Below are 23,657 nucleotides of genomic sequence, written 5' to 3' on the forward strand. Positions count from 1 at the left end.
GCCTGGATAGGTAGCCCGTTTTATGAAATGCAGGTAATATTTATTTTTTCTTGAAAACATTATTGATAAGTGTTCTTAAGAATGTGCTAAATCAGCGTTAAAGTCTATATTTGTTTAGTAATGCCAGTTATAACACAGAACATACATAGATTGCTTCACTTACTGGAATTGTTTCACTTTTCCAAGCGCGACCTATTAAGTCTACTTAATAAAAATAGGAAAAAGCAACTGGATGAAGATAGTGTATTTAATTCAGAGGTCAAGGTAAGTACTTTAAATGCTGTTGATAAAATCTTTGGTAAAGGTTTAGCATATTATGTCGATCCAGAAAATCCTATCCGGAGTGAAAAGGAAAGTATTTTTTTTAGAAAAGAAAATTTTAATGCTGATTTAAATTTAACAGCAAAACAGATAGTAAATAAATATGAGCAAGAAAAGATTTCATATGAAACATTATTAAAGCTCTTAGACATACGTAAAGATAGGATATTAAAAAACTTCTCTATTAAGGATGATCCATTGGCTGTCTCAGAATATGCTAGATCATTGATTTATCCAACAAATAATATTAAAGATGACAAGGCATTTTTAAAACAAATAATTGCTAACATGGCGTCTTTTAATATATTGGTATGGGAACATGTTGAACGCCCAAGGTTAAATTTAAAAGCGAATATTGCTGGATTTTATTTATCGCCAGATGTTATAGTAATTAAATGGCAAAAACATATTAAGAGAGAAATATTTACCTTACTTCACGAGCTTGGTCATTATCTTCTGGATAAAGAAGATATAGATAATTTTATAGAAATAGATGAGCCAAATCAAAACCAAAATTCTATAGAAAATTGGTGTAATAACTTCGCTTTCGGTTTCTTAGCAGGTAATAGATATTATTCAATAATTAATGAACTTACTGAAGGCTCAGCTGAAAATGACTATCATCATCAATTAGTAAATGAAATTTCGAGACAAACTCACTTAAGTGAATTAGCTATTTATACTAGGTTATTAAAAATTAAAAAAATTAACACCAGTTCTTACTATAATATTTCTCAAAATATTATGGCCGAGATTGAAAAGAAATCTCTTGCTGAAAGTGCAATTTTGGAGCAAAAAAAGATTGAAGCTGAAGCAAAAGGAATTAAAATAATAATTCCGCCTGTTAAGCCTATTAGATCTCCTCTATATCTTGATACACTACAATTTGCTTTAAACTCAGGTTTTATCAGCGAATATGAGTTTTGTTCGAAACTAAACATTAACGATATAGGAGAATTTATTTAAATGGTTGCCGTTTTTGATACTTCTTCTTTTATGAGCTTAGTTAAGAACTATCTTCCATTAGATAGTAGTGGGGAGCTAAAAAATCTAATTTGCGAGAAATATCTAAGCGGTGAAATAAGGGTGATTCAAGAGGTGGTCGAAGAATGTAAGTACACTGCGAAGGGCATCATTTTAAATTCCTTAGATTTTATAAAGACTAGGACGGACTTACATATTAATACTAAAAGTATTATTCCTTCAAGAGATTTTATGAATTTGTTAAATAACGAGTTCAGAGATCATCAAGCAATAAAAACAAAGGCTTTGGATAGTGCTGCTGTCGACAATGAAAAATCAACGTATCTTAACCAAGCAGACTGTAGGTTGATGTTGTATTGTCAAAAAATTGCAGGGGAAAATCCAATGATAGTTACAGAAGAAAGTACATATGGAAATGATGGAAAGATTCATAAAAAAATACCTACTAATTGTAGCTTTTTGTCAATTCCGTGCGCAACTCTACCGGAACTATTGACCCAGCATTATAAATTATCAATATATATAAAATAATATTGTTGTAGTATAATGATCAACATTGAGGGCCTAATTTTTGCAACAAAAAAGGCGCTTTGGTTACAAAGCGCCTTCCTGATATTTAAAAATTCATTTAGATCTGTGTAGTTGAGGCAAGCTCAAGGTGGTATTTCACCAGGTTATCTATAGGTGAGCGGATGATGTTGCCCACTTTCATTCCGTTTTCGTTAGCAACTTCTTCCAGCACATTGCGGAAGTTGTAACCTACAGAACCGATACAGTTAAAAGTATAATCTTTGTAGTTTGGATAATGGGTTACCAGGTTACGGAAAAAGTCCTGGAACGAGTTATATACGATACTACGTGAGTATTCGATATTTACATTGTTATCATAAACAAACTTGCTGAAGCTTGCGCAGAAACGGTTGGCCAGCGGCTGAGAGTAAACACGGTCGTTCACTTCGTCAGGAGTAAGTTTATAGGTTTCCCAGAAAATGTTGCGAACAGCTTCGGGCATATATCCTCTTAAATAATCAACCAGCAGTTTTTTGCCAATGTAGCAACCACTGCCTTCATCACCTAAAATGTAGGCGCCCGAGTCGATATTTTGTGTGATCTGTTTACCATCATAAGTACAGGTATTGGTACCGGTACCTAAAATAGCAGCAAAACCTTCGTTGTTGCCCAGTAAAGCTCTGGCAGCAGCAAGAAGATCATGGCCAATGCTTACTTTGGCATTAGTGAAAACGGCTTGCATAGCGTCTGCAACTATTTTATTTTTCTCGGGTACGTTACAACCGGCACCGTAGTAGTTAACCTCGCGGATTTTGTCTTTTTCAAGGTCGGTAGGTAAACCTTCATGTAGCGATTTAATAATGTACTCTGTACTTGCAAAGTATGGATTGTAGCCTTCGGTATTGAAATAAACCTTCTTACCGTCTTCAGTAACTAAACACCAGTTTGTTTTAGTAGAGCCGCCGTCAGCGATGATGATCATGATATATGTTTTTAAAATCGGTTAAAAGTATGATTTACTAATTGTAAAAAAAACACTTTGTAATTTTTTTACATACAAATCCTTAATAATTGATTAACAATTTTAGTAGCAGAATAGTCATTTGCCAGTACGCAAATAGTAAAAGGTTTTAAATGTTAATTTTTTTTAAAACAAATTTACAAATGGTTGAGTTTTTTATTTTTAAGTTTAATTTACGGCACTTTATACTAATTATCTGAACTAAATGCCCAACTCAAGCGCCGACTTTAACAAGCTATTTTATCTTAACCCACAGCCAATGTGGATATTCGAAGAAAAGACGCTTAAGTTTCTGGATGTGAACAAAGCCGCCATACAAGCTTATGGTTATTCTAAAGCAGAGTTTTTAGATATGACTATAAAGGATATTAGGCCGAACGAAGATTATAAAAAATTTGAAGTTGCGCTTAAAAACCTTAACGGTGATAAGCTGCGCAAACGCGAATTTCGGCATGTAACAAAGGGGGGGCAAATCAAATATGTTGAAATTTTCTCGTATCAGATTGATTTTGGCGACAAGAATGCAAGGCTAGTGCTTGCCATTGATATTACTGCACATAAACTGCATGAGCAGGAACTTGAAACTAAGAACGAGTTGCTGCAACAAGTAGCAGCTTTTAATTCGCATGAATTGCGCAGGCCTATAGCTAATATACTTGGCCTTATCAACGTAATGGATACGCTTGAGGTAGATAAAGATAATGACCTGCAAAGTGTGCTGTCTATGATTAAACAAAATTGCCGGCAGATAGACGAGTTAATAAAAAGCTTATCTACCGGTATCTGTTAAGCTTACTTTTAAGTTATTAACTAAATTGTAACAATTCAATTATGCTGTGCTAAGCAAATAGTTATTGTTAATAATAAGTGGTATTTTTTGCGAATAATGTTTCCAAAACTTAATTAAACCCTTAATAACAATAAACTATGAAGTGTTTTTTACCCATTACCGCAGTACTGCTTGCTGTGTATGGTACAGCCCCGGCGCAAAACCGGCAGGCAGGTGCAGAAGGCCAGGGTCGTAATACCGAAGCCAGGCCTGCAGCAAGCATTGCATCTGTTACACAAAACCTTAAAAAGTACGAGGGCTTCTTCAATTTTTATTATGATGACCGTAGCGGCAAAGTCTACCTTGAAATAAAAGATTTTGATAGAGAATTTTTGTATTTCAGTTCGCTGGTTGATGGTGTGGGTAATGGCGGCCCCGAACGCGGGCAGGCCGCTTCAGTGATTACAAAGTTTATTAAGGTAGGCCCAAAGGTATTCCTGGTGCAGCCTATCACCAATTACCGTGCGGTTAATGGTAGTGAAGATGAAAAGAAAGCCGTTGATAATGCCTTTGCAAAATCTATACTGTTCGGGTTTTCGCCTGTAGCAACCGAGGACGGGCGTGTATTGATCGATCTTACACCATTCATCGTCCGCGATGTGATGAAGATAGGCGACAACCTGGGCACCGGCCGCGGTAATCTGGGCAGCGCCATTGCTGCGGGCAACCGTGCAGGTGGCGGTAATGCGGGCGGTGGCTATCGTTTTGATGATACCCGGTCGGTAGTTTACATGGATAACACCAAAAACTTTCCTAAAAACTCGGAGTTTGAAGCGCTGGTTACATTTGCAGGAAGCGGTAGCCGTGGTGGTTTCGGCAGGGGGGGCGGTATAGCAGCCGACCCAAGCGCTGTTACTGTACGCATGCACCAGGCCTTTGTAGAATTGCCTGATAATAATTTCAGTATGCGCAAGTTTGACCCACGGTCGGGCTTTAACCAGTTCTCCTATTATGATTTCTCGGCACCCATGACCGAGCCGATTTTAAAACGCTTTACAGCCAGGCACCGCCTGCATAAAAAGAATCCTAATGCCGCGGTAAGCGAACCTGTAGAGCCAATTGTATATTATATAGACCGTGGTGCGCCGCCGCTAATTAAGAAAGCGCTGATTGAAGGTGGCTCATGGTGGAACCAGGCATTTGAGGCGGCAGGGTTTAAAAATGCTTTCCAGGTAAAGGAATTACCGGAAGGCGCCGACCCAATGGATATCCGTTACAATGTAGTGAACTGGGTTAATCGTTCGGGCAGCCCGGAACGAGCGTTTTCTTACGGTTCATCATATACTGATCCGCGTACAGGTGAGATTATTAAAGGCGTAGTAACATTAGGGTCAGACCGCCACAGGCAGGATTATTTGATTGCCGAAGGTTTGCTTCAGCCTTACGAGGATGGTAAAAAGGTATCTGACAAGTTAGAACAAATGGCTTTGGCGCGTATCCGCCAACTCTCTGCTCATGAGATTGGGCACACCTTGGGTTTGTACCACAACTTTACCTCCAGCACGCATGACCGTGCTTCGGTGATGGATTATCCTTTCCCGCGTTTCACCATGAAGGCAGATGGCTCTATTGATATATCAAACGCTTATGCAACAGGTATAGGAGCATGGGATAAAAGGGCTATCACCTGGGGCTATGCCGAATTTCCGAAAGGTACCAATGAAGATGAAGCACTGGATAAGATCATGAAGGAGACACTGGCGCAGGGGCATATCTTTATCCCTGACATTGGTGGTGGCGTACATCCGCTGGCACATCAATGGGATGACGGCGTTAATGCTGTTGACCAGTTAAATAAGCTGATGATGATCCGTCGGCATATCCTTGATAATTTCTCTGAAAAAGCCATCCGCGAGGATGCGCCAATGGCAACTTTAGAAGAGGTGCTGGTGCCGATGTACCTGCTGCACCGCTACCAGATAGAAGCCGTATCAAACTCTTTAGGTGGGCTATATTTTACACATGCACTTAAAAATGATGGGCAGGTAGTTACCAAAATGATTGAGCCGCAAGAGCAGTGGAAAGCTGTTGATGCGCTGATGAATACCATTACGCCTGATGCTTTGGCACTGCCCGAAAAACTGATCGAAAAGATACCGCCGAGGCCGGTAGGATATCCTTCAACAGTTGAAACATTTGGCGGGCATACCGGTGTAACGTTTGATCCGATAGGCGCTGCCGAAACTGCGGCTAACGCAACATTGAATTATTTATTCGACTCGCAACGCGCAGCACGCTTAATTGAATACCAGGCACGTGATGCAAAACAGCCAGGTTTATTACCTGTACTGGATAAAGTGATCGAACTTACATGGAAAGCGCCGCTGCAACCGGGCTATAAAGGCGAACTGCAAATAATGGTGAATAACCTGGTACTAAAACACCTGCTTGCACTTGCCGCAGACACGCATGCCGGTGAAAATGTAAGGGGAGAGGCCTTGCTTAAAATCACTGACCTTGCCGCATGGATGGGCGCACAATCTGCAACAGGAATGCCTAAACAAAGGGCTGCCATGTATTTTGGCTTGTCGCAGATCAAAGAGTTTCAGGATAATCCGGGCAAGTTTGCACCGCCAGAAGCTTTAGATATGCCGCCGGGCGCACCTATTGGTATGCCTGACAACGAGTTTGAATGGTAGATTAAAATTAATAACCTTATTGAAGTCCTGTAGAAACCATTTCTGCAGGACTTTTTTGTTTTAGGACCTGGAACATTTTGCTTTATTAAAACAATTTGAAAAGTCATGATATTATCAAAATGATAAATTCAACAAGTCATTTTGGATAAATAAACCGTTACTCACCAAAACTTAATTCATAAAAAACGATGTTTGCAGCCCGAAAACGTGTCCGGGATTGCACATTTTGAATTTTGGCGCGATGATGGGAAACGTATTATTTTAATCAAAAACAAAATGAAAACGCTGCGTATTATATTTTCGCTTTTAGCCATTATGGCTACCTCTTTTATTGCCAATGCCCAAACAGGTAATGGTGTTTATCTTACTGCTCAAGACTACCAGTCTAAACGCATCAACTATCTTTTAGATGCAGACAAACTACAGTTAAATGCTTTTTTTGAAGGTAAAACAATTGCGTTTACATCTGCCGGGAAAAGGTATAAGTTAAATAAAGCTGATGTTTTTGGTTATCGTTTAAACGGCAAAGACTACCGTTTTTTTAACCGTAAGGCATATGCAATAGTTGATACCACCGGGTTTTATTTGTACTCACGTCCCGAACTTGTACAGCATTATAAAGGTTATGTTTCTGCAGATCAGTATTTCTTTAGCGTAGGTAATGGAAAAGTACAGCCACTTACACTTGCTAATATTTCTGCCGCATTTCCAAAAAATCCGGAGTTCAGGTACGCGGTGCAATCATACTTCAACCGCGATGAACAGTTGAGCGCTTATGATGCTGCTCAGCAGACTTACAAGATCAAATACATTTATGAGTCGCACCTGAAACCTGCAACTACACTTAATGCTGATTAATCAGCAACTGACTTTTTCAGAAAGCCTTGTTTGATTAAACAGGGCTTTCTGCATTTATGTAACAAGTATGTAGCTTTATTTTAACATAAAGTTAACCGTAAGCTTTCGCAGAATAAATATGCAGCGGCTTATTTTGCATGCCGTATGGAACTGATTAGTACCCCTTCGATTATTACGCTTGATAAGTTTGAGGATATTTTCAGGGATAACTATTCGCCGCTGTTCAGATATATCAGTTCAATTACAAAAGATCAGGATCTGGCAAAAGATGTATTATCTGATCTGTTCTTAAACCTGTGGCAACAGCGCGAAAAACTTCAGATCAATAATATTAAAGCATACTTGTTCCGCTCAGCCAGAAACGGTGCTTTAAAAGCAATCAGCGGTACGCAAACTGCAGAACTATCTGACGATACCTTCAATATCCCAGCCGACAGCTACAACCCTTTCGAAAAATTTGTTGCCAAGCAATCTATCAAAATCGTTGAAGAGTTGATTAACCGTTTGCCGGTTGCACGTAAAGAAATGATCGAACTACGCCTGCTCGGATTAAAGAACTACGAAATAGCGGGTATCATGGATATCTCCGAAAAAAAGGTAGAATACAATATGCGCGAAGCCATAGAGCAGCTCAGCCATATGGTGCGCCACAGCAATTTAGATAAAGCAACTGTTGCCGGTGGTTTGATGATGATTAATCTTATCTTAACAATAATATAACTTCTTCTTTTTGTGGAAAAGGGGCAGGGAGTGCTCATCTCTGTAAATACAAACCCTTTTTAGCGATGAGTAACAGACGCGATTTCTTGAAAGGCCTGGGTATCGCAGGCGCAGCAATAGCCATTCCGGAGACCTTGGTACAGGCTGCCCCGGTATCAGCAACTAATAACGATAAGCGGGACCTTACCAACCTAACACTTAAAGGCCGTGTGCATAGTAATGGTGCAGGTATTGCAGGCGTAGCGGTAACCGATGGCATAAATATTACCCGTACCAATAAAAGCGGCCGCTATACCTTATTGAGTAATAAAACAGCAGAGTTTGTCTATATCAGCTTGCCTTCGGGATATACTTTTCCGCAGCAAAAAGGATTGGTGCAGTTTTATAAAAGGATTGATACCTCGCAAAATGTTTTTACAGCTGACTTTGCTTTAGAGAAACTGAATACCGATGATAAAAAACACATTTTTGTAGTATGGGCTGACCCTCAGATCATCTCCAAAAAGGACGCAGAAGTATTGGTGAACCAGGCAGCGCCTGATCTGCGCGACCTGGCAAAATCATATCCTGCGGGAACATTGATCCATGCTGTAGGCTGCGGCGATTTGGTTTGGGATCATTTTGAATTGCTGGAAGATTATAAACAGGCAGTTGAAATAAGCAGCGTTCCTTTCTTTAATCTCATCGGTAACCACGATATGGATTTAAATGCTCGTACAGATGATTATTCAGCAGAGACATTTAAAACGAATTTTGGCCCTACCTACTATTCATATAACCGTGGCGATGTGCATTACGTGGTTCTGGATGATGTTTTCTTTATCGGTACTGCGAAAAAATACATCGGTTACATTACAGAAAACCAGTTACAATGGCTGGAGCAGGATCTGGCAACTGTAAAGCCCGGCACTACGGTAATTGTTTCTTTGCATATCCCTACCAATACAGGCAGCCAACGACGTAATAAATTAGTAGAGGAAGAAATTGGCGGTGTGGTATCAAACCGTGAGCAGCTTTACAAAATTCTGGCACCTTATAAAGTACATATCATGTCAGGCCATACGCACATGAACGAAAAGTGGGAACGCGACAACATGATGGAACACGTGCATGGTACCGTTTGTGGTGCCTGGTGGACGGGCCCCGTTTGTACTGATGGTACGCCTGAAGGTTATGCCGTTTACGAAATTAATGGCGGCGATGTCAACTGGTATTATAAATCTACCGGTAAACCCAAAGATTACCAGCTTAAGGTTTATGAAAAGGGAAGGTACAAAGCCGAACCCGGAGCTGTTGTTGCCAATGTTTGGAATTGGGACCCTAAATGGAAAATTGAGTGGTTTGAAGACGGGCAGCCCAAAGGCGAAATGGAACGCAAGGTGGCGTTTGACCCTTTGGCTGTTGAACTGTACGAAGGGCCGCAACTGCCTAAAAAGCACAAGTTTGTTGATCCTACACTAACCGACCACCTCTTTTTTGCTACGCCATCGGCAAATGCAAAAAAAGTAAAAGTGGTAGCTACGGACAGGTTTGGCAAAGCCTACAGCGAAGAAATAGCTATTTAAATCAATCATAAGAAAGCCCTTCGGGGCTTTTTCCTTTTTTACGCCTTAACAAATATTTAATAAACGCTTAACTATTTCTTTTGGTGAAAGCGGCCACTGATAAGCTCTTCTCTTAAAATCACCATACATGAATTGGGAGCTTATACTAAAATATGTAAACACCGAAGCTAATGCCGAAGAGGAGCGGCAGGTAGAGCAGTGGCTTGATGAACAAAGCGAGAATGCTACACTGCTGGCCTATCTGCAAAAGCGAAGAAACCAGCTTCAGCAACCGCTTAAACAAACTGATATTGATGAACAATGGCTTCTGTTACTCAGCCGGATCTTTGATTCGGGAGAAACCACTAAGGCTAAAGGTAAAAACATATATATCTCAATTGGTATAGCTGCAAGTATCCTGCTGGTAAGCATGCTGGGCTGGATCTATCTTAAGCAAAGCCCCGACCTTAATGTAAAAGAGCTATCGCTGCAAACAGCGGCTAATAACCGCAATAAAGTAATACTTCCAGATGGTACCGAAGTGTTTATGGCACCTGCCTCAAAAATTATTTACAAAAGCAATTATGGCATCCACAAACGCGAGTTGCAATTAAATGGCGAAGCCTTTTTCAATGTAAAGCATAAAGCTGATGTGCCATTCATCATCCATACGGCTAATAAGGTAACCGTTACCGTTTTGGGTACTTCTTTTAACGTTTACAATCGTCTTAATGCCAATACAGAGGTAAAAGTGGCTACAGGTTTAGTGGGCGTTACTGCAAACAATCATACCAGTTTGCTGAAAGCTGGTCAGCAGGGTACATATTCAGCAATCACCAGGGAAATAGCCATAAAACAGGTAGAAACGCATGATGCAGCCGCATTGCAAAATGGCATTTTATTCTTTAAGGAAGATAACGCAGAGGAGATCGCGCAAAAAATTGAACGCTGGTACAACATCAAGGTTACAGTCTTTGCATCTGCCCGCAAGCATGCCCGTTTCAGCGGCGAAATAAAAGACGATGGCATAGACAGTTTACTGCACGCCATTAACTACGCCGTAGGGCTTCAATATCAATTTAAAGACTCCAATACATTGATGCTATTCTAATTTAAACATGAAATATCTAAAACTTCTACGCTTCATTTTCATCTTTTGCTCGTGCCTCGGTTGGCTGCTTACGTCAGTCCCGGCTATGGCGCAGAGCGACAAAGGTCAGGTCACTTTTTTGCAGCAGCGGCTAAGTGTACAGGCCATTATCGAAACCCTTAGAAAGGCCGGTTACAAAGTATCTTTTGATGCCGATGTCAATCTTAACAGGGGTATTACTTTACCATCGGTTAATATGACTACTGACCAGCTTGCGCATACATTTGAGCAACAGGCAGGTTTAGGTTTAAGAAATATCGATGGCAACCTGGTTATCCGTAAGCTGGATATGGTTACGGTAAACGGAACCATTATCTCATCGGATGACAAAACACCTTTAGCAGGTGTAACCATTTCTGATGCCAGCAAAAGGAACCTGGGTTCTGCTAACACTAACGGCAAGTTTTCCATTATCGTTCCGCGTGGCAGCAAAGTGACCTTTAGCATGATCGGTTTTGACCCGCAGGTGCAAGTCTTCGACAAAAATTCGGGTAACCTCAGCCTGATCATGAACGCTTCTACCACCGCACTTAATGAGGTGGTGGTAACGGCATTGGGTATCAAACGCGACGAAAAAGCATTGGGTTATGCAGCAACCGTTGTAAAAGGCGACCAACTGACCAATGCCATGTCAAACAACTGGACCGACGCATTATCAGGCAAGGTGGCTGGTTTAAACCTGATCCGTTCAAACGGCGGCCCTACCGGCTCAAACCGTATCGTGTTACGTGGCGAAACCAATTTAACAGGTGATAACGAAGCACTGATTGTTGTTGATGGTGTGGTTACCAATAATGGTAGCGGCCGATCAACAGGTACCGGCAGCGGAGGTTACCTGGATGGCGATTCGCCCGTTGACTTTGGTAGCGGCCTTAATGATATTAATCCTGATGATATTGAAAGCATCACGGTACTGAAAGGCCCGGGTGCAGCTGCACTATACGGGCAGCGCGGTGCTAACGGTGCAATTGTAATCACCACTAAATCAGGTCGGTCAAAAGACGGTAAGGTAAGCGTTACCATCAATTCAAACGCTGCTTTAGAAAGTATCAGCCGCTGGCCGGATTACCAGTATCAATACGGTCAGGGTGTTGATGGTGCCAACTATTATTCGTTCGGTGCCACTGCCGATGGCGCAAGCACACGCAGCACCAGTTCGGCATGGGGACCAAAGTTTGACGGGCAGTCGTTTTATCAATACGATCCCACTACACATACCGGGGGCACTACACGTACACCGTGGGTAGCTTATCCGGATGCACGCAAGGATTTCTTTGATGTAGGTAAAACATTTACCAACAACATCAGCCTTAGCGGTGGTAATGATAAAACCTCGGCGCGTTTTTCGGCTACGCACGTTGATAATACCTGGATTGTGCCGAATACCGGCTACAAACGTAATACGGTTGCTTTGGCGGTAGACCAAAAAGTAAGCGACAAATTACAGATATCAACCCGTATCAATTATACCAACAAAACCAGCGATAATTTACCGGCCACAGGTTATAATAACCAGTCGTTAATGTACTGGAATATGTTTTGGGAGCCAAACGGCGACCTGAACTGGTTAAAAGATTACTGGCTGCCGGGGCAGCAAAATGTGAAGCAAAGCTATCCATTTAGCAGCTATCCTGATAACCCATACCTTATAGCCTATGAAATGCTGAACACGTTGAACCGTAACGGCTTAACAGGAAACATACAGGCTACATATAACTTCACCAAGCACCTGAGCTTTATGGTGCGTACCTCTGTTGATTTTGGCTATCAGCAAACTACGCAGCAGCGCCCTTATGATACTGAGAAGTTTACCAAGGGTATGTACCGTACGCAAAACTCGTTCTCGCAGGAGATTACCAATGATTTCTTGCTGCGTTACAATACCAAAATAGCTAAAGACTTTTCGATCAATGCTACCGCAGGTGGTAGTATGCTAAAGAACCGCTATAATAAAGATGAGCTTCGTGCCGACTCTTTGTTATATCCCGGTATCTACACCTTGGCTAACAAAGCAGGCGTATTAAATGCATTGCCTTACAAAAGCCAGTATGCACTTAACAGCTTCTACGGTTTGTTATCTGTAGGCTACAAAGACGAACTGTTTGTGGATGTGACCGGCCGTAACGACTGGAACAGCGTATTGGCTTCGCCAACGTCTACCAGCAATGCCTCATTCTTTTATCCGTCCGTAAATGCCAGCGCCATTCTTTCAGAGATATTCCATCTTCCTGATTTTGTTCGCTATGGTAAAGTCCGTGGTTCATACGCAGGTGTGGGCAGCGGTACAACAGTGCCATACCGTACTTCATACTCTTACACATCGGTTAGCAATTTTCCGGGTGGTTTGGCAAATCCAACAACCCTGGCTAATACCAACCTTAAACCACTGTACACCACCAGTTACGAGTTAGGTACCGAGTGGCAGTTATTCAACGGCCGTTTAGGTTTTGACCTTGCCGTATACAGTAATAAAACAAAAGATCAGATCTTAACCGCCACGGTCGACCGCTCATCTGGTATCAATGCCGCGGTGATTAACGCAGGTGCGGTGCGTAACCAGGGTATCGAGATTGCTGCCAATGGTGTGCCTGTCCGTACTAAAAGTGGTTTCAGTTGGAGCGTGAATGGTACTTTCACCGCTAACCGTAATAAAGTATTATCGTTGACAGACAGCCTGAGCAGCCTTACGCTGCAAACCGGTCCGGGTAGCCGCGGATCTATCATTGCCTACGTTGGCGGCAGTATGGGCGACCTTTATGGCCGTGGTTATGTGCGTTCGCCTGATGGGCAGATCGTTTACTCAAACGGCTACCCGGTACTTACTACCGACATGAAATACATCGGTAATGTATATCCAAAGTGGAAAACCAGCTTAAACAACCAGTTTAACTATAAAAACTTCAGCTTTAGCTTCCTTTGGGATGCACAGTTCGGCGGTATGGGTTATTCTTTAACGGCAGCAGTGTTGGCAGAGCAAGGCAAAACGGCTAATACATTGCCTGGCCGTTACAACGGTATCATTGGTAAAGGTGTTATCAAAAATCCTGATGGCACTTACCGCCCTAATGATGTGGTAGCACAGGATATCACTAATTATTACACTACCCATTACGGTCGTGATAACGTGGAAGGTGCTACCTATTCTACCAACTTTTTGAAACTGCGTGAAGCCCGCCTCGACTACACTTTCAATAAAAAGCAATTACGCTGGATCGGCCTTAAAAAAGTAACCATCGGTGTTTACGGACGTGATTTATTGATGATCACCAAGTGGCCAGGCTTCGACCCGGAGTTTGGTACCCTGAACGACGGCTATGGCACAGCAGGTGCACAAGGCATGGCTTACGTAACACAAGGTTTCGAGTTAGGCCAGTTACCAACTACCCGCACTATAGGCTTTAACCTAATGATTGGCATTTAATTTTTGACGAGAATGAAAAGAACAATATATATTTCTCTTTTAGCACTGGTTTTTACAGCAAGCTCATGTAAGAACAATTTTGAAGAGCTTGCCGTGAACCCTAATACCAGCGACCATGCCGTTCCGCAGGCTTTGCTTGCACCGGCGATATCTGAGGTTGTTGAAGCTAACATGAGCCGCAGCCAACGCATTACCAATGAGCTGATGCAGGTTACGGTAAATATGGGTGATACCGAAGGCAAGATATTCAGGTATGATATCCGTACCTCAGAGGCAGATTACCTTTGGAACTCGTGGTACCTGCAGCTTACCAATTTTAATGATGTTTACACAGGTGGAGTAGCTACGGCAAATACCGCCTATCAGGGTATTGCTTTAATTTGCCAGGCCTGGGTATTCTCATTACTGACAGATACTTATGGTGATGTGCCATATTTTAATGCTAATAGTGCAAAAAGCGGTGTATTTACTCCAGCCTTCGACAGGCAAAAGGATATTTATACAGATCTGTTTGCGAAGTTAGAAAAGGCTAATCAGTTGCTTTCAACAGCAGGTAACATTCCTGCCAACAGCGATCCTATTTACGGTGGCAATGCTGCAAACTGGCGCAAATTTGGCAACTCCCTGTACCTGCGCCTGCTACTGCGTGTATCTAATAAAGCGGAGCTTAATACGATAGCTAAGATCAAAGATATAGTAGACAACAAGGCGGCTACTTACCCAATGATCAGCAGTAATGCAGAGTCGGCTATATTGAAATGGACAGGCACTGCACCTTATGTGTCGCCATTTGCCACATGGCGTGCTGCCGACTGGTATACACCAAAACTGGCCAGCTTCTTTGTAGATAACCTTAACGAACGCAGCGATCCGCGTATTGGCAAATGGGCTACACAGTACCAGGGCGAGTATGCCGGTGTACCAAGCGGTTATGCCGTGGGTACTAATCCCGAAGGTAAATCATCTTTCCCGACGGCATTACAGATAGAGCCTTTATTAGGTAATATCCTTAACTATCCAGAAGTGCAGTTTATGTTAGCCGAAGCTGCTGCAAAAGGCTGGATCTTGTCTAAAAATGCGCAGACCTGCTACGAAACGGGTGTTACTAATGCCATTACGCTTTGGGGTTACAATGTGCCATCGGGCTACCTTAACTTTCAGCTGGTAAAATGGGACGATACTTATAGCCTCGATAAAAAGATGGATATGATAGAGTTGCAAAAGTATTATGCCTTGTTGTTTACCGATATGCAGTCGTGGTTTGAATATCGCCGCACAGGACACCCGGTACTACCTAAAGGTGCAGGCTTGCTAAACGGAGGTGTAATGCCGGCCAGGTTAAATTACCCGGTTTATGTACAATCTACAAATTCACAGAATTATCAGGCTGCGGTAGCTGCACAGGGTGCCGATGTAATATCAACACAAGTTTGGTGGCAAAAGCCGTAAGCAAATATTAAAGCTATAAATAATGAAAACTAAGATCTTATATATTGTTTTTTGCGCTGCGATATTGCTGCTGGGCGCATGTAAAAAGCATGATTATGCAGAGGGCGACCCAAGCCCGATTATTGCTGTAAGCGATATCCGCACGCTATATAAAGGCAGCGAGGTTACGTTAAATAAAAATAACATGCAGGGCGCTACGCAAATGGTAGGCACTGTCATTTCAAACCAAGATTCGGCTAATGCACCTAAAGGTGTGGTGATCGTTCAAAACTACCGTCGCAATGCGTTAAGAGGTATTGCACTTGCTTTAGGTGATGCATCGGTCAATTACAAATCAGGCGATTCGCTTGTGGTGAATATAGATGGTGCTATTTTAAAACGCGTTAATGGTTCACTGCAAATCACTGGTATAACGGCGGGCAATATCAAAAAGGTATCGTCTAATAACCCGGTAAAGGTACAGCAGGTGTCCAGCTACAGTATCAAAAATAGCCCAGATACTTATGAGAATACCTTGGTTAAAATCAAATCGGCTAATTTATCACCTGCACCTAAGGTAGGAGACCTGTTTGCAGGCGAACGCTGGTTGGTGAACGGTGCCGACAGTATTGTAATGCACACAGAGACAACCGCCCATTTTGCCAATGCCAAGTTACCAGCTACGGCCAGCGTTGCGGGCATTATGGTTGTTGGCCAGGATGATAAAGGCGCTGCTGTTTTACAGGTATGGCCACGCACGTTGGCTGATATCAGCGATATTATAGCGCCGGTTGATCCTACTGATCTGGGTAAATTCCCGGCAGTGGTTACAGGTTATATTAACGATACCAAGGGTGCTGATGGTAATTATGAGTACTTCCAGTTCAGGGCTACCCGTACCATTGATTTTTCTAAAACGCCTATGGCTGTGGTAACTTGTACCAACGCCGGTACTGCTGCACCAAATGCAGGTGATGCACCGGGAGCAGGCTGGGCTACAGGCGGCGGCAGAACTTATAAGTTTAATTTGACTACCGGTATCGTTAATAAAGGCGATTTCTTCTATGTGGGCGGCAGCAATAAAAAGCTGAACGGGCCTAATACGGCTGACATCAGCTCGGCTAAATGGATCCGTGCCATTGCTTATGTTACCACAGATGGTGATGGTTTCGGCAGCATGAGCTCGGGCTTATTGCCAAACAGCGGTAATGCGGGTGGTATTGCTATATTCTCTGGCACAACCGTTACAGAAGCTTCGGTACCTGTTGATTTTGTATTGTTTGGCGGTACGGGTAAAACTACCATTTACAACCCAACAACAAATAAAGGCTATCGTGCTGTTGATAATGACCATTATGTAACTACCGATCCGGCTACAGGCACTGCCCAGCCGTTTATCTTCCAGGGTACGAATACGTATGTTATCCCTCACAGCACACCTGCTGATGCGGGTATATTTGTAAAACTTGGCGGTGTTTATAATACCGCAACTAAGACATGGACCACACCTCGTGGTTACACTTTCCTGACCTTTACTTCAGCATCAACCATTGCAGATATTGAAAATGGTAATGATGTAACCGTAGTTAAATAGTTTCATAGAGTAGGGTTTCATTTGATTGATTGGAGCCGGTAGCATAATGCTGCCGGCTTTTTTATTGTATTCACGGGAAGAATAAATTTTTTTTAAAAAAAAGTCTACTAATTCTATAGATTATTTATATGTTTGTCTTAATGACTCACAGATACTCATATTTGTCACTCGTTTACAGCAATGCCTATTGCTGTTGTTGTTGCTGTTAAGGCAGGTTATATGCACCTGCGGCGGTTTCCCGCATTAGATAATTCATTAATTTTCTTAATTAAAACTTACAGTTATCATGATAACTCATGCACAACAATACCCGCAATTTGACTTTTTAGAAGCTACGCCCGATTTAGAGTTCAGCTTTAAACGTTATGAAAAATTAGTGCCTCTAAAATCCGGCGACCATGTTTCGGCATTTACAGCAGCCAGCAACAGGGGAAGGTGGCACCATTTTTTTGACGAAAATTTGTTTAGCGTTAGCAGGCGTTCATTTACATATACTCGCAAACCGCTATTGTTATACTTTTTTGATAGTGCCTGGGGCGAAGCAGCCGAAGCGCATTTAAAACAATTAGATGCTTTGCGTAGCGAGTTAAGGCTTAATCAAACTAATTTACTCATTGTCACTTCGGGGTCTGCCAACCAGTTACAGCAACTGAGCTGGGACAGTGGTTTGTTATTAGAAGTTTATGAGGATAAAAAAAATCAGTTAGCAGAATTGTTGAAGATTTACAGCGAGCAAAATCCTGCCTGGAACAGGTATGCCGGTATAGATGATAATGTAGCGCTTCCGTCGCTGTATCTATTGGATCATACCCGGCAGATTGCCTATGCATACGCCAATGAAGATATAAATGAGCAATTGCCTGCGGAAGAAGTAACAGAGGCACTGAGCAGAACAGACAGGCAATGGTGGCTGATGCGTAAATCGGCATAATAATTTAATTAAAAGGCGGAGTGGCCGAGCGGTTAGGCGGAGGTCTGCAAAACCTTTAACGACGGTTCGAACCCGTCCTCACGCCTCTTAAATTTAAAAAATGAAAACGATCAGATATATTCTATTGGCAGTAGTATTGTTAGCCACAACAGCACTTAAAGCACAAACAACCGACGACCGCGGCTACATTGTGAAGGTAGGGGACAAGGCACCCGATGATTTTGAGCTTATACTAAATGACGGAACCAAAACCAGCCTTAAGCAATTGCGTGGTAAGGTAGTTGTTTTACAGTTTACGGCCAGTTGGTGCAGTGTATGCCGCAAAGAAATGCCGCACCTGGAAAGTGAACTTTGGCAGTCTTACAAAAATAAAAACGTGGTACTGATAGGTGTTGACCGTGATGAGCCTTTAGACAAGATTACAAAGTTTCATAAAGATATGCAGATCAGTTACCCGCTGGCACTTGATCCGGGAGCTGATATTTTCGGCCGCTTTGCAGATAAAAAGGCAGGCGTTACCCGCAACGTAGTGATAGATCAGGAAGGTAAGATCGTTTACCTTACCCGTTTATATGACGAAAAGGAATTTGCGCAGATGCTTGCCGTAATAGATGGCCTTTCGCAAAAGGCTGTAGCCGCTAAAGGGAGATAAAACAACCGGGCTATATTTAATTTACGGCCCGGTTGTTTTGTGTTATACTAAAGTACCGCCCATTAGTGGGTCACTGTAGCTATGGTTGCCTGTTTCTACACGGCCCGCAAAGCGTTTTTCAAATTGCTGATGCCCCGCAACTGTAACGTTTAAATCATACCATTGATGATATTTGCTCAGATCCACGATCATCATTCTTTTCTCTTCCGGCTTTACAGATAATGTTTGCATACCTGCACCATAAGCATTAGCCACTTTTACCTGGTACTCGTGCTGGCCATTATTGGCAATATGAAGTTCAATATTACCGCTTAGCTTTTTGCTGTTTGATGAAGACTTTTGATAGTTAGCTTTGATATTTAAAGCTGGGTCGTTTTTGTCTCCTTTAAACTCACGGTAAAAACCATTAGGGCCATAAATACGCAAATGGTACAAGCCGTTCTCAAACTCGTGTAACGGCCATACGTCGCTTAACTGATCGCCTGCTTTTACACCGTATGACCATGTACGCAGGTCGTCAAACTTGCTGCTGTCATCCATGTGTACATACTTACCGGGAGCGTATACATTGAAAGGTGCACCGGCTGAGTTTGGTCCGAACAGCGTATTACCAGCTTTAAAGCTAACTTCAAAAGATTTTTTGTCGGCAGATAAGCCACCGTCTACATGTAGCTCATAAGGTAGCGCACATGATTCGCGGATGCCGCTTTCCTGTTTAGCCATATATGGCGATGCATTCGGCGCTTTGTTAAATAACGCAATCTCTTCCTGGTTAAGGGCTTTATAACCTGATGGCAGGCCTTTGAATTTAGCTTTGTGGATGCTTTCTAAAAATGCATCTTTCACAACAAATTTAGGTTGCGCTATTGCTTCACCATTGTAAGGACGGAACACCGAGGTAAGGTCGCCGCAAATGGTACGGCGCCAGTCGCTGATGTTGTCTTCGGTAATATTTTTACCTGTTTTATGCTTCAGGAACTTTTCAAGGAATTGCAGCGTTGAGGTGTGGTCAAATACTTCCGAGTTTACCCATCCGCCGCGGCTCCATGGTGATGCTACAACCAGCGGCACACGGTAACCAAGGCCGATAGAACATTCACGGTCGTACTTGGTAGGAAAGCCATTGCGTGCATGTTCCTGCTCAAGGGTTACATACTCAACGCGGGTATCCATACCTGAAGATACTTTACCTGTGCCGGTTTTGTGCGAATGTGGGGCCACAAACGGCGGCACGTGGTCAAAATAACCGTCGTTCTCGTCATAGGCCAGTATGAAGATGGTTTTTTTCCAAACTTCAGGGTTCTTGGTAAGGATGTCTAACACTTCAGATACGTACCATGCGCCATACCACGGTGCGCTCGGGTGGTCAGAAAAGTTTTCAGGAGCTGTTACCCATGATACCGTTGGCAGTTTGCCTGTGCGTACATCCTCGCGGAACTGGTACAGTACATCACCCTTAGGCACCTGCATTTTACGCTCTGTACCATTATCATCATAAGTAAGCTCAATTAGGTCGTGATAATGCGGGTCGGCAGTATTGGTTGAAAATGCTTTGTTATGGATGTTTTTCTGATGTTGCGATAACTTTTCAAATGCAGCCGGGTCAAGCAGGTGATCGTTCTTCTTGATGTTATCCAGATCAGATTGTTTCTGGTTAAGCTGTTTTGTTAAATGATCTATATGCGCATCACCAGCCGGTAAGGCTGCTATTTGTTTTTTAAGTGCATCAATCTCTGTCGGCAATGAAGCTAATCGTGCTTTTAAGGTTTCAACGTGCTTTTTGTGCAGGTGGATATTATACTGCCCGAAGAATTCCAAAGGATTATCCTGGAAATTGGATAGCCATGAATCCTCCTCACCCTGAAAGCCAACGTCAATACTCATTTCATTCTGATAGCATTTCCAGCTTACACCGTTTTCTTCCAAACGCTCAGGATAGGTTTTCCATTTCAAAGTGCCGTAATCCATATCATCGTTCCAAACCAGCGCCCTTGAATCCTCATTTTGCTGGTCGCGGATGGTACCCGTCCAAAAAAACAACCTGTTAGGGTTGGTACCGGTTAAGGCCGAGCAAAAGTTCTGGTCGCAAACGGTAAAGGCATCAGCTAATGCATAATAGAAAGGAATGTCTTCTCGTGTATGATAACCCAGCGTTAATGGCATCTTCGAGTATTCAGGGTGGCTGTTTTTCTTAACGTTCAGCCACTGATCGTATTTACCATCGTTACGGGCATTCACCTGGTTTGCCCATGAATGCGGCAACGAATTCATCCACGTTGCTTTGGTATCTTTTATATCTAAATGGAAAGGGGCATAGGTTTCGCCTTCGGCGTTACTCTGCAGCCAAACCTTGTTTTTGTTTGGCAGGTCTATAATGCGAGGGTCGTTATAGCCACGTACACCTCTCAAAGTGCCATACACATGGTCGAATGAGCGGTTTTCCTGCATCAGGATTACAATATGTTCCGCATCAAGGTAGGTGCTTCCCTTTACCGGGTCAATAGCCAGTGCCTTTTGAATTGATGCAGGTAATACGGTTGAAAGACTTGCTGCGCCTGTTAATAGCGCCGCTTTTTTAATAAAGTCCCTTCTGGTATCTTTCATAAAAAATGTGTTTCTGTTTAGTTACGTGATGCGATCAGTTGTTCGCATAAGCCAAATGATAGTGTCATGCCGTTACCGCCCAAGCCGTTAATAATGGTAACTCCGGGTTCGGCATCCATCACTAATTCTAATTGGCCGTTCATCATTTTTGAATATATGCCATGCCATGATTGCATCAGCTGCCAGTTCTTAAAGGTGGCAAACGTTTGCAAATAATCTATTATCATTTGGTTAATAAATTGCTTGTCGAAAGGATCATGAACAAGGCCGTATTCGTGCGAGTCGCCTATAGTAAGTTCGCCACTGCCGTTTTGTGAAACCATAACGTGTATGCCCCATTTTAATTGCTCGGCATATTGTGTTTCATAACGTTTACGTAAAGCATCCAGAGATGGCGCCGCCTGGAAACCCGGATAATGGATCATGGATAAACCACCGCATAACGACGGGCCAATACGCCATTCATCGGGTTGTGCAACCAAACGCATCATTTGTAATTTACATTTGGTGATCGGCGTGTTTAAAAACAGTTCTGGGTAAAGCGTTTCAAATTCAGATCCGCTGCAAACAAATATCTCATCGGCTTTCCATTTGCGGCTACCCGAGTAAACGGTAGGATGGTTAATGCGGCTGATAGCTGTATTCCAGAAAAATTGCACGCCGTATTTTTCTTCAAGATATTGCGCAATCTGCCCAACAGCCACGCGCGATTCAACAATCATTTCCTCGCCGCTCCATAAAGCGCCTTTAAGTTGGTTAGGGTTTACAGCCGGTGATTTAGCTAATGCCTGTTCTGGTGTAAGTAATGCGCAGTCGCGGTGAGATTTATTGATCTCTGCATACTCTGCCATTACTTTAAGCTCATCTTCCTGGTAGGCAAGATGCAAAGAGCCAACTTCATTATGCCAGATATTAGCCTCTGTGCATATCTCTTTCCAGATACTGCGCGACAGCATAGCACGCTCAAATAAAGGGCCCGTTGCCTGGCCTATAGGCCATACCATGCCAAAATTACGCACAGATGCACCTACTGCCGCCTGGTTACGTTCAAAAGCACAAACTTTATAGCCACGTATGGCTAATGCCCTTGCTGTAGCAAGCCCAATAATGCCTGCGCCGATTACAATTGCAGATTTACTCATGCAGGTTGAATATTAATAGATTTCAGATTGCTTTTAGTTTTTTGTGCGCTTTGATAAAAGTATATCAGCGATGCCAAAGCGCCTATGCCGCCTACTATACCTGTGATCATTACGGCATCTTTAAAAAAGTATGCCCAGCTGATGTTAGGTTTGCCTAATTCTTTAATAATAAGTACACTAATGCTGCCGAGATAACCCATAGAGTCGGCTATGTACATTACAAAACCAACGTTGCTACGATAATGAAAGGTGGCTATCATGCGCTCAAAGAAAATAGCATTATAAGGTACATAGCCCATGTAGAGACCCAAACCGGCTAATGTCATCCAGGTAATTGCATTAATGTAGTGATGCTCAAACAAAATAGTTGATATGGCTGCCAGGGCACAGCCGGTAATGATCATGGCATGTATAATACTAAAGGCCCTCAAATTACGGCGGATCAGTATCAGTAAGCCCATACTTACCAAAACGATAACTGATATTACAGAATCAATTTTTGTAAATATAGTATTGTCCTTTACACCTAAACCTGCCCAGATTTCTACTTCGAAATTGTCGCGTACATCGCGCATAACGGTGAGCAAAACATAGATGATGATAGTTAAAATGATACCCGGTAAAAAACGGACAATAAAGCTTTTTCTCTCCGCGGCATTCATTGGTTCGCGCTTGGTGCGCAATTGAATATCCAGTTTGGTTGGCTCGGGCATAGCTTCCAGCAGCAGAAGGAAGATTAACAGGGGCAAGGCAAACAAGGCTCCTGTTAAAAATGGCATCAGGTGTTCGCTTACATGCCATACACTAATAAGTATGCGGCCCACTGTTTTAACAAAGCCTGAAGCGAAAATAAGGCTAATGGATAGCACAGCTGCCATAAACTCTGTCGACCGGCGGCCTTCCAGATAGCTGAATACTAATCCCCATATCATCCCTAAAGGGAAACCGTTTATAAATAGGCAGATAATATTATAAGGTGCGGGTATAATGGCAAATCCTAATAAGGCAAGCCAGGCAATGCCAATAAGTACCAGAATAATTTTTGGCCGTGCATTGTGCTTTAGTTCGGCAATAAAACGGATGCCGTAAAATTTGCTAAGCGTATAACCTGCCACCTGTGCTATTACCAGCCAGACTTTATAATCGATATGGAAATATTGCTGCCCTGCAAAGGTGCCTGCCGAAAATGCTTTGCGGAAAGCATACATACAGGTATAGGTGCCAAATGCAGCCAGTGATGCCACAACGGTTTGCAGTACATACGGCCATTTAGCAACCGTGCGGCGTAAATGCTTTTCCAGTTGCATAA

The 23,657-nt window shown here is 42.6% G+C and carries 17 protein-coding genes and 1 tRNA gene; 14 read left to right on the forward strand and 4 right to left on the reverse strand.

Going from position 1 to position 23,657, the window contains the following annotated elements; genetic code table 11:
• The first annotated feature begins 120 nt into the window (after positions 1-120).
• Both PQ461_RS06325 and PQ461_RS06330 read left to right on the forward strand, forming a co-directional pair.
• Complete coding sequence (locus PQ461_RS06325; RefSeq protein WP_274302524.1) at positions 121-1,287, forward strand: ImmA/IrrE family metallo-endopeptidase; 1,167 nt, start codon at positions 121-123, stop codon at positions 1,285-1,287.
• Positions 1,288-1,836, forward strand: a complete 549-nt coding sequence (locus PQ461_RS06330) for a DUF4411 family protein (RefSeq protein ID WP_274302525.1) — start codon at positions 1,288-1,290, stop codon at positions 1,834-1,836.
• 97 nt (positions 1,837-1,933) lie between these two features.
• Here PQ461_RS06330 and PQ461_RS06335 read toward each other — a convergent pair whose 3' ends face one another.
• Positions 1,934-2,797 carry an N-acetylglucosamine kinase gene (locus tag PQ461_RS06335; protein WP_274302526.1) on the reverse strand — a complete coding sequence of 288 codons (864 nt, stop codon included), beginning with the start codon at positions 2,795-2,797 and terminating at the stop codon, positions 1,934-1,936.
• A gap of 244 nt (positions 2,798-3,041) precedes the next feature.
• Between PQ461_RS06335 and PQ461_RS06340 the strand changes: the two genes are divergently transcribed.
• The 12 genes from PQ461_RS06340 (at position 3,042) to PQ461_RS06395 (ending at position 18,602) form a co-directional block, all read left to right on the forward strand.
• The gene (locus PQ461_RS06340) at positions 3,042-3,626 is read left to right on the forward strand and encodes a PAS domain S-box protein (protein WP_274302527.1); all 585 of its coding nucleotides are present in this window, start codon (positions 3,042-3,044) and stop codon (positions 3,624-3,626) included.
• 137 nt (positions 3,627-3,763) lie between these two features.
• A complete protein-coding gene (locus tag PQ461_RS06345; RefSeq protein ID WP_274302528.1) occupies positions 3,764-6,304 on the forward strand; it encodes a zinc-dependent metalloprotease in 2,541 nt (846 codons plus the stop codon).
• Positions 6,305-6,580: 276 nt separating this feature from the next.
• A complete protein-coding gene (locus PQ461_RS06350; protein WP_274302529.1) occupies positions 6,581-7,162 on the forward strand; it encodes a hypothetical protein in 582 nt (193 codons plus the stop codon).
• A 144-nt stretch (positions 7,163-7,306) separates the two neighbouring features.
• On the forward strand, positions 7,307-7,882 hold the full coding sequence (locus PQ461_RS06355; protein WP_274302530.1) for an RNA polymerase sigma factor: 576 nt from the start codon (positions 7,307-7,309) through the stop codon (positions 7,880-7,882).
• Positions 7,883-7,947: 65 nt separating this feature from the next.
• The gene (locus PQ461_RS06360) at positions 7,948-9,447 is read left to right on the forward strand and encodes a calcineurin-like phosphoesterase C-terminal domain-containing protein (protein ID WP_274302531.1); all 1,500 of its coding nucleotides are present in this window, start codon (positions 7,948-7,950) and stop codon (positions 9,445-9,447) included.
• 127 nt (positions 9,448-9,574) lie between these two features.
• Positions 9,575-10,537, forward strand: a complete 963-nt coding sequence (locus tag PQ461_RS06365; RefSeq protein WP_274302532.1) for a FecR family protein — start codon at positions 9,575-9,577, stop codon at positions 10,535-10,537.
• Between the two features lie 7 nt (positions 10,538-10,544).
• On the forward strand, positions 10,545-13,997 hold the full coding sequence (locus PQ461_RS06370) for a SusC/RagA family TonB-linked outer membrane protein (RefSeq protein WP_274302533.1): 3,453 nt from the start codon (positions 10,545-10,547) through the stop codon (positions 13,995-13,997).
• Positions 13,998-14,009: 12 nt separating this feature from the next.
• Positions 14,010-15,446, forward strand: a complete 1,437-nt coding sequence (locus tag PQ461_RS06375) for a SusD/RagB family nutrient-binding outer membrane lipoprotein (RefSeq protein ID WP_274302534.1) — start codon at positions 14,010-14,012, stop codon at positions 15,444-15,446.
• Between the two features lie 22 nt (positions 15,447-15,468).
• Positions 15,469-17,019 (forward strand): DUF5689 domain-containing protein, encoded by a 1,551-nt coding sequence (locus PQ461_RS06380; RefSeq protein WP_274302535.1) that lies wholly within the window; start codon positions 15,469-15,471, stop codon positions 17,017-17,019.
• A gap of 286 nt (positions 17,020-17,305) precedes the next feature.
• Positions 17,306-17,950, forward strand: coding sequence for a redoxin domain-containing protein (locus tag PQ461_RS06385; RefSeq protein ID WP_274302536.1), 645 nt, complete (start codon positions 17,306-17,308; stop codon positions 17,948-17,950).
• Between the two features lie 14 nt (positions 17,951-17,964).
• A tRNA-Cys gene (locus tag PQ461_RS06390) sits at positions 17,965-18,036 on the forward strand.
• 14 nt (positions 18,037-18,050) lie between these two features.
• Complete coding sequence (locus tag PQ461_RS06395; protein ID WP_274302537.1) at positions 18,051-18,602, forward strand: TlpA family protein disulfide reductase; 552 nt, start codon at positions 18,051-18,053, stop codon at positions 18,600-18,602.
• Between the two features lie 42 nt (positions 18,603-18,644).
• Here PQ461_RS06395 and PQ461_RS06400 read toward each other — a convergent pair whose 3' ends face one another.
• From PQ461_RS06400 to PQ461_RS06410, 3 genes are read right to left on the reverse strand one after another with little or no spacing between them, the layout of a single operon-like run.
• Positions 18,645-21,206: a phosphocholine-specific phospholipase C gene (locus PQ461_RS06400; protein ID WP_274302538.1), complete on the reverse strand. Its 2,562-nt coding sequence runs from the start codon at positions 21,204-21,206 to the stop codon at positions 18,645-18,647.
• A gap of 17 nt (positions 21,207-21,223) precedes the next feature.
• Positions 21,224-22,348, reverse strand: a complete 1,125-nt coding sequence (locus PQ461_RS06405) for a TIGR03364 family FAD-dependent oxidoreductase (protein WP_274302539.1) — start codon at positions 22,346-22,348, stop codon at positions 21,224-21,226.
• A complete protein-coding gene (locus tag PQ461_RS06410; protein ID WP_274302540.1) occupies positions 22,345-23,655 on the reverse strand; it encodes a DUF5690 family protein in 1,311 nt (436 codons plus the stop codon). Before PQ461_RS06410 ends, PQ461_RS06405 begins: the two co-directional genes overlap by 4 nt.
• Positions 23,656-23,657 lie beyond the last annotated feature (2 nt).

The sequence above is a fragment of the Mucilaginibacter sp. KACC 22063 genome, from assembly GCF_028736115.1.
GTDB lineage: Bacteria > Bacteroidota > Bacteroidia > Sphingobacteriales > Sphingobacteriaceae > Mucilaginibacter.

Excerpts from the sequence above, each read along its gene's own strand:
- PQ461_RS06350 (WP_274302529.1), top strand. The coding sequence starts at position 6,581 with ATGAAAACGCTGCGTATTATATTTTCGCTTTTAGCCATTATGGCTACC.
- PQ461_RS06355 (WP_274302530.1), top strand. The coding sequence starts at position 7,307 with ATGGAACTGATTAGTACCCCTTCGATTATTACGCTTGATAAGTTTGAG.
- PQ461_RS06325 (WP_274302524.1), top strand. The coding sequence starts at position 121 with ATGCCAGTTATAACACAGAACATACATAGATTGCTTCACTTACTGGAA.
- PQ461_RS06360 (WP_274302531.1), top strand. The coding sequence starts at position 7,948 with ATGAGTAACAGACGCGATTTCTTGAAAGGCCTGGGTATCGCAGGCGCA.
- PQ461_RS06395 (WP_274302537.1), top strand. The coding sequence starts at position 18,051 with ATGAAAACGATCAGATATATTCTATTGGCAGTAGTATTGTTAGCCACA.
- PQ461_RS06365 (WP_274302532.1), top strand. The coding sequence starts at position 9,575 with ATGAATTGGGAGCTTATACTAAAATATGTAAACACCGAAGCTAATGCC.
- PQ461_RS06335 (WP_274302526.1), bottom strand. The coding sequence starts at position 2,797 with ATGATCATCATCGCTGACGGCGGCTCTACTAAAACAAACTGGTGTTTA.
- PQ461_RS06340 (WP_274302527.1), top strand. The coding sequence starts at position 3,042 with ATGCCCAACTCAAGCGCCGACTTTAACAAGCTATTTTATCTTAACCCA.
- PQ461_RS06385 (WP_274302536.1), top strand. The coding sequence starts at position 17,306 with ATGATAACTCATGCACAACAATACCCGCAATTTGACTTTTTAGAAGCT.
- PQ461_RS06330 (WP_274302525.1), top strand. The coding sequence starts at position 1,288 with ATGGTTGCCGTTTTTGATACTTCTTCTTTTATGAGCTTAGTTAAGAAC.
- PQ461_RS06375 (WP_274302534.1), top strand. The coding sequence starts at position 14,010 with ATGAAAAGAACAATATATATTTCTCTTTTAGCACTGGTTTTTACAGCA.
- PQ461_RS06370 (WP_274302533.1), top strand. The coding sequence starts at position 10,545 with ATGAAATATCTAAAACTTCTACGCTTCATTTTCATCTTTTGCTCGTGC.
- PQ461_RS06345 (WP_274302528.1), top strand. The coding sequence starts at position 3,764 with ATGAAGTGTTTTTTACCCATTACCGCAGTACTGCTTGCTGTGTATGGT.
- PQ461_RS06405 (WP_274302539.1), bottom strand. The coding sequence starts at position 22,348 with ATGAGTAAATCTGCAATTGTAATCGGCGCAGGCATTATTGGGCTTGCT.
- PQ461_RS06380 (WP_274302535.1), top strand. The coding sequence starts at position 15,469 with ATGAAAACTAAGATCTTATATATTGTTTTTTGCGCTGCGATATTGCTG.
- PQ461_RS06400 (WP_274302538.1), bottom strand. The coding sequence starts at position 21,206 with ATGAAAGATACCAGAAGGGACTTTATTAAAAAAGCGGCGCTATTAACA.
- PQ461_RS06410 (WP_274302540.1), bottom strand. The coding sequence starts at position 23,655 with ATGCAACTGGAAAAGCATTTACGCCGCACGGTTGCTAAATGGCCGTAT.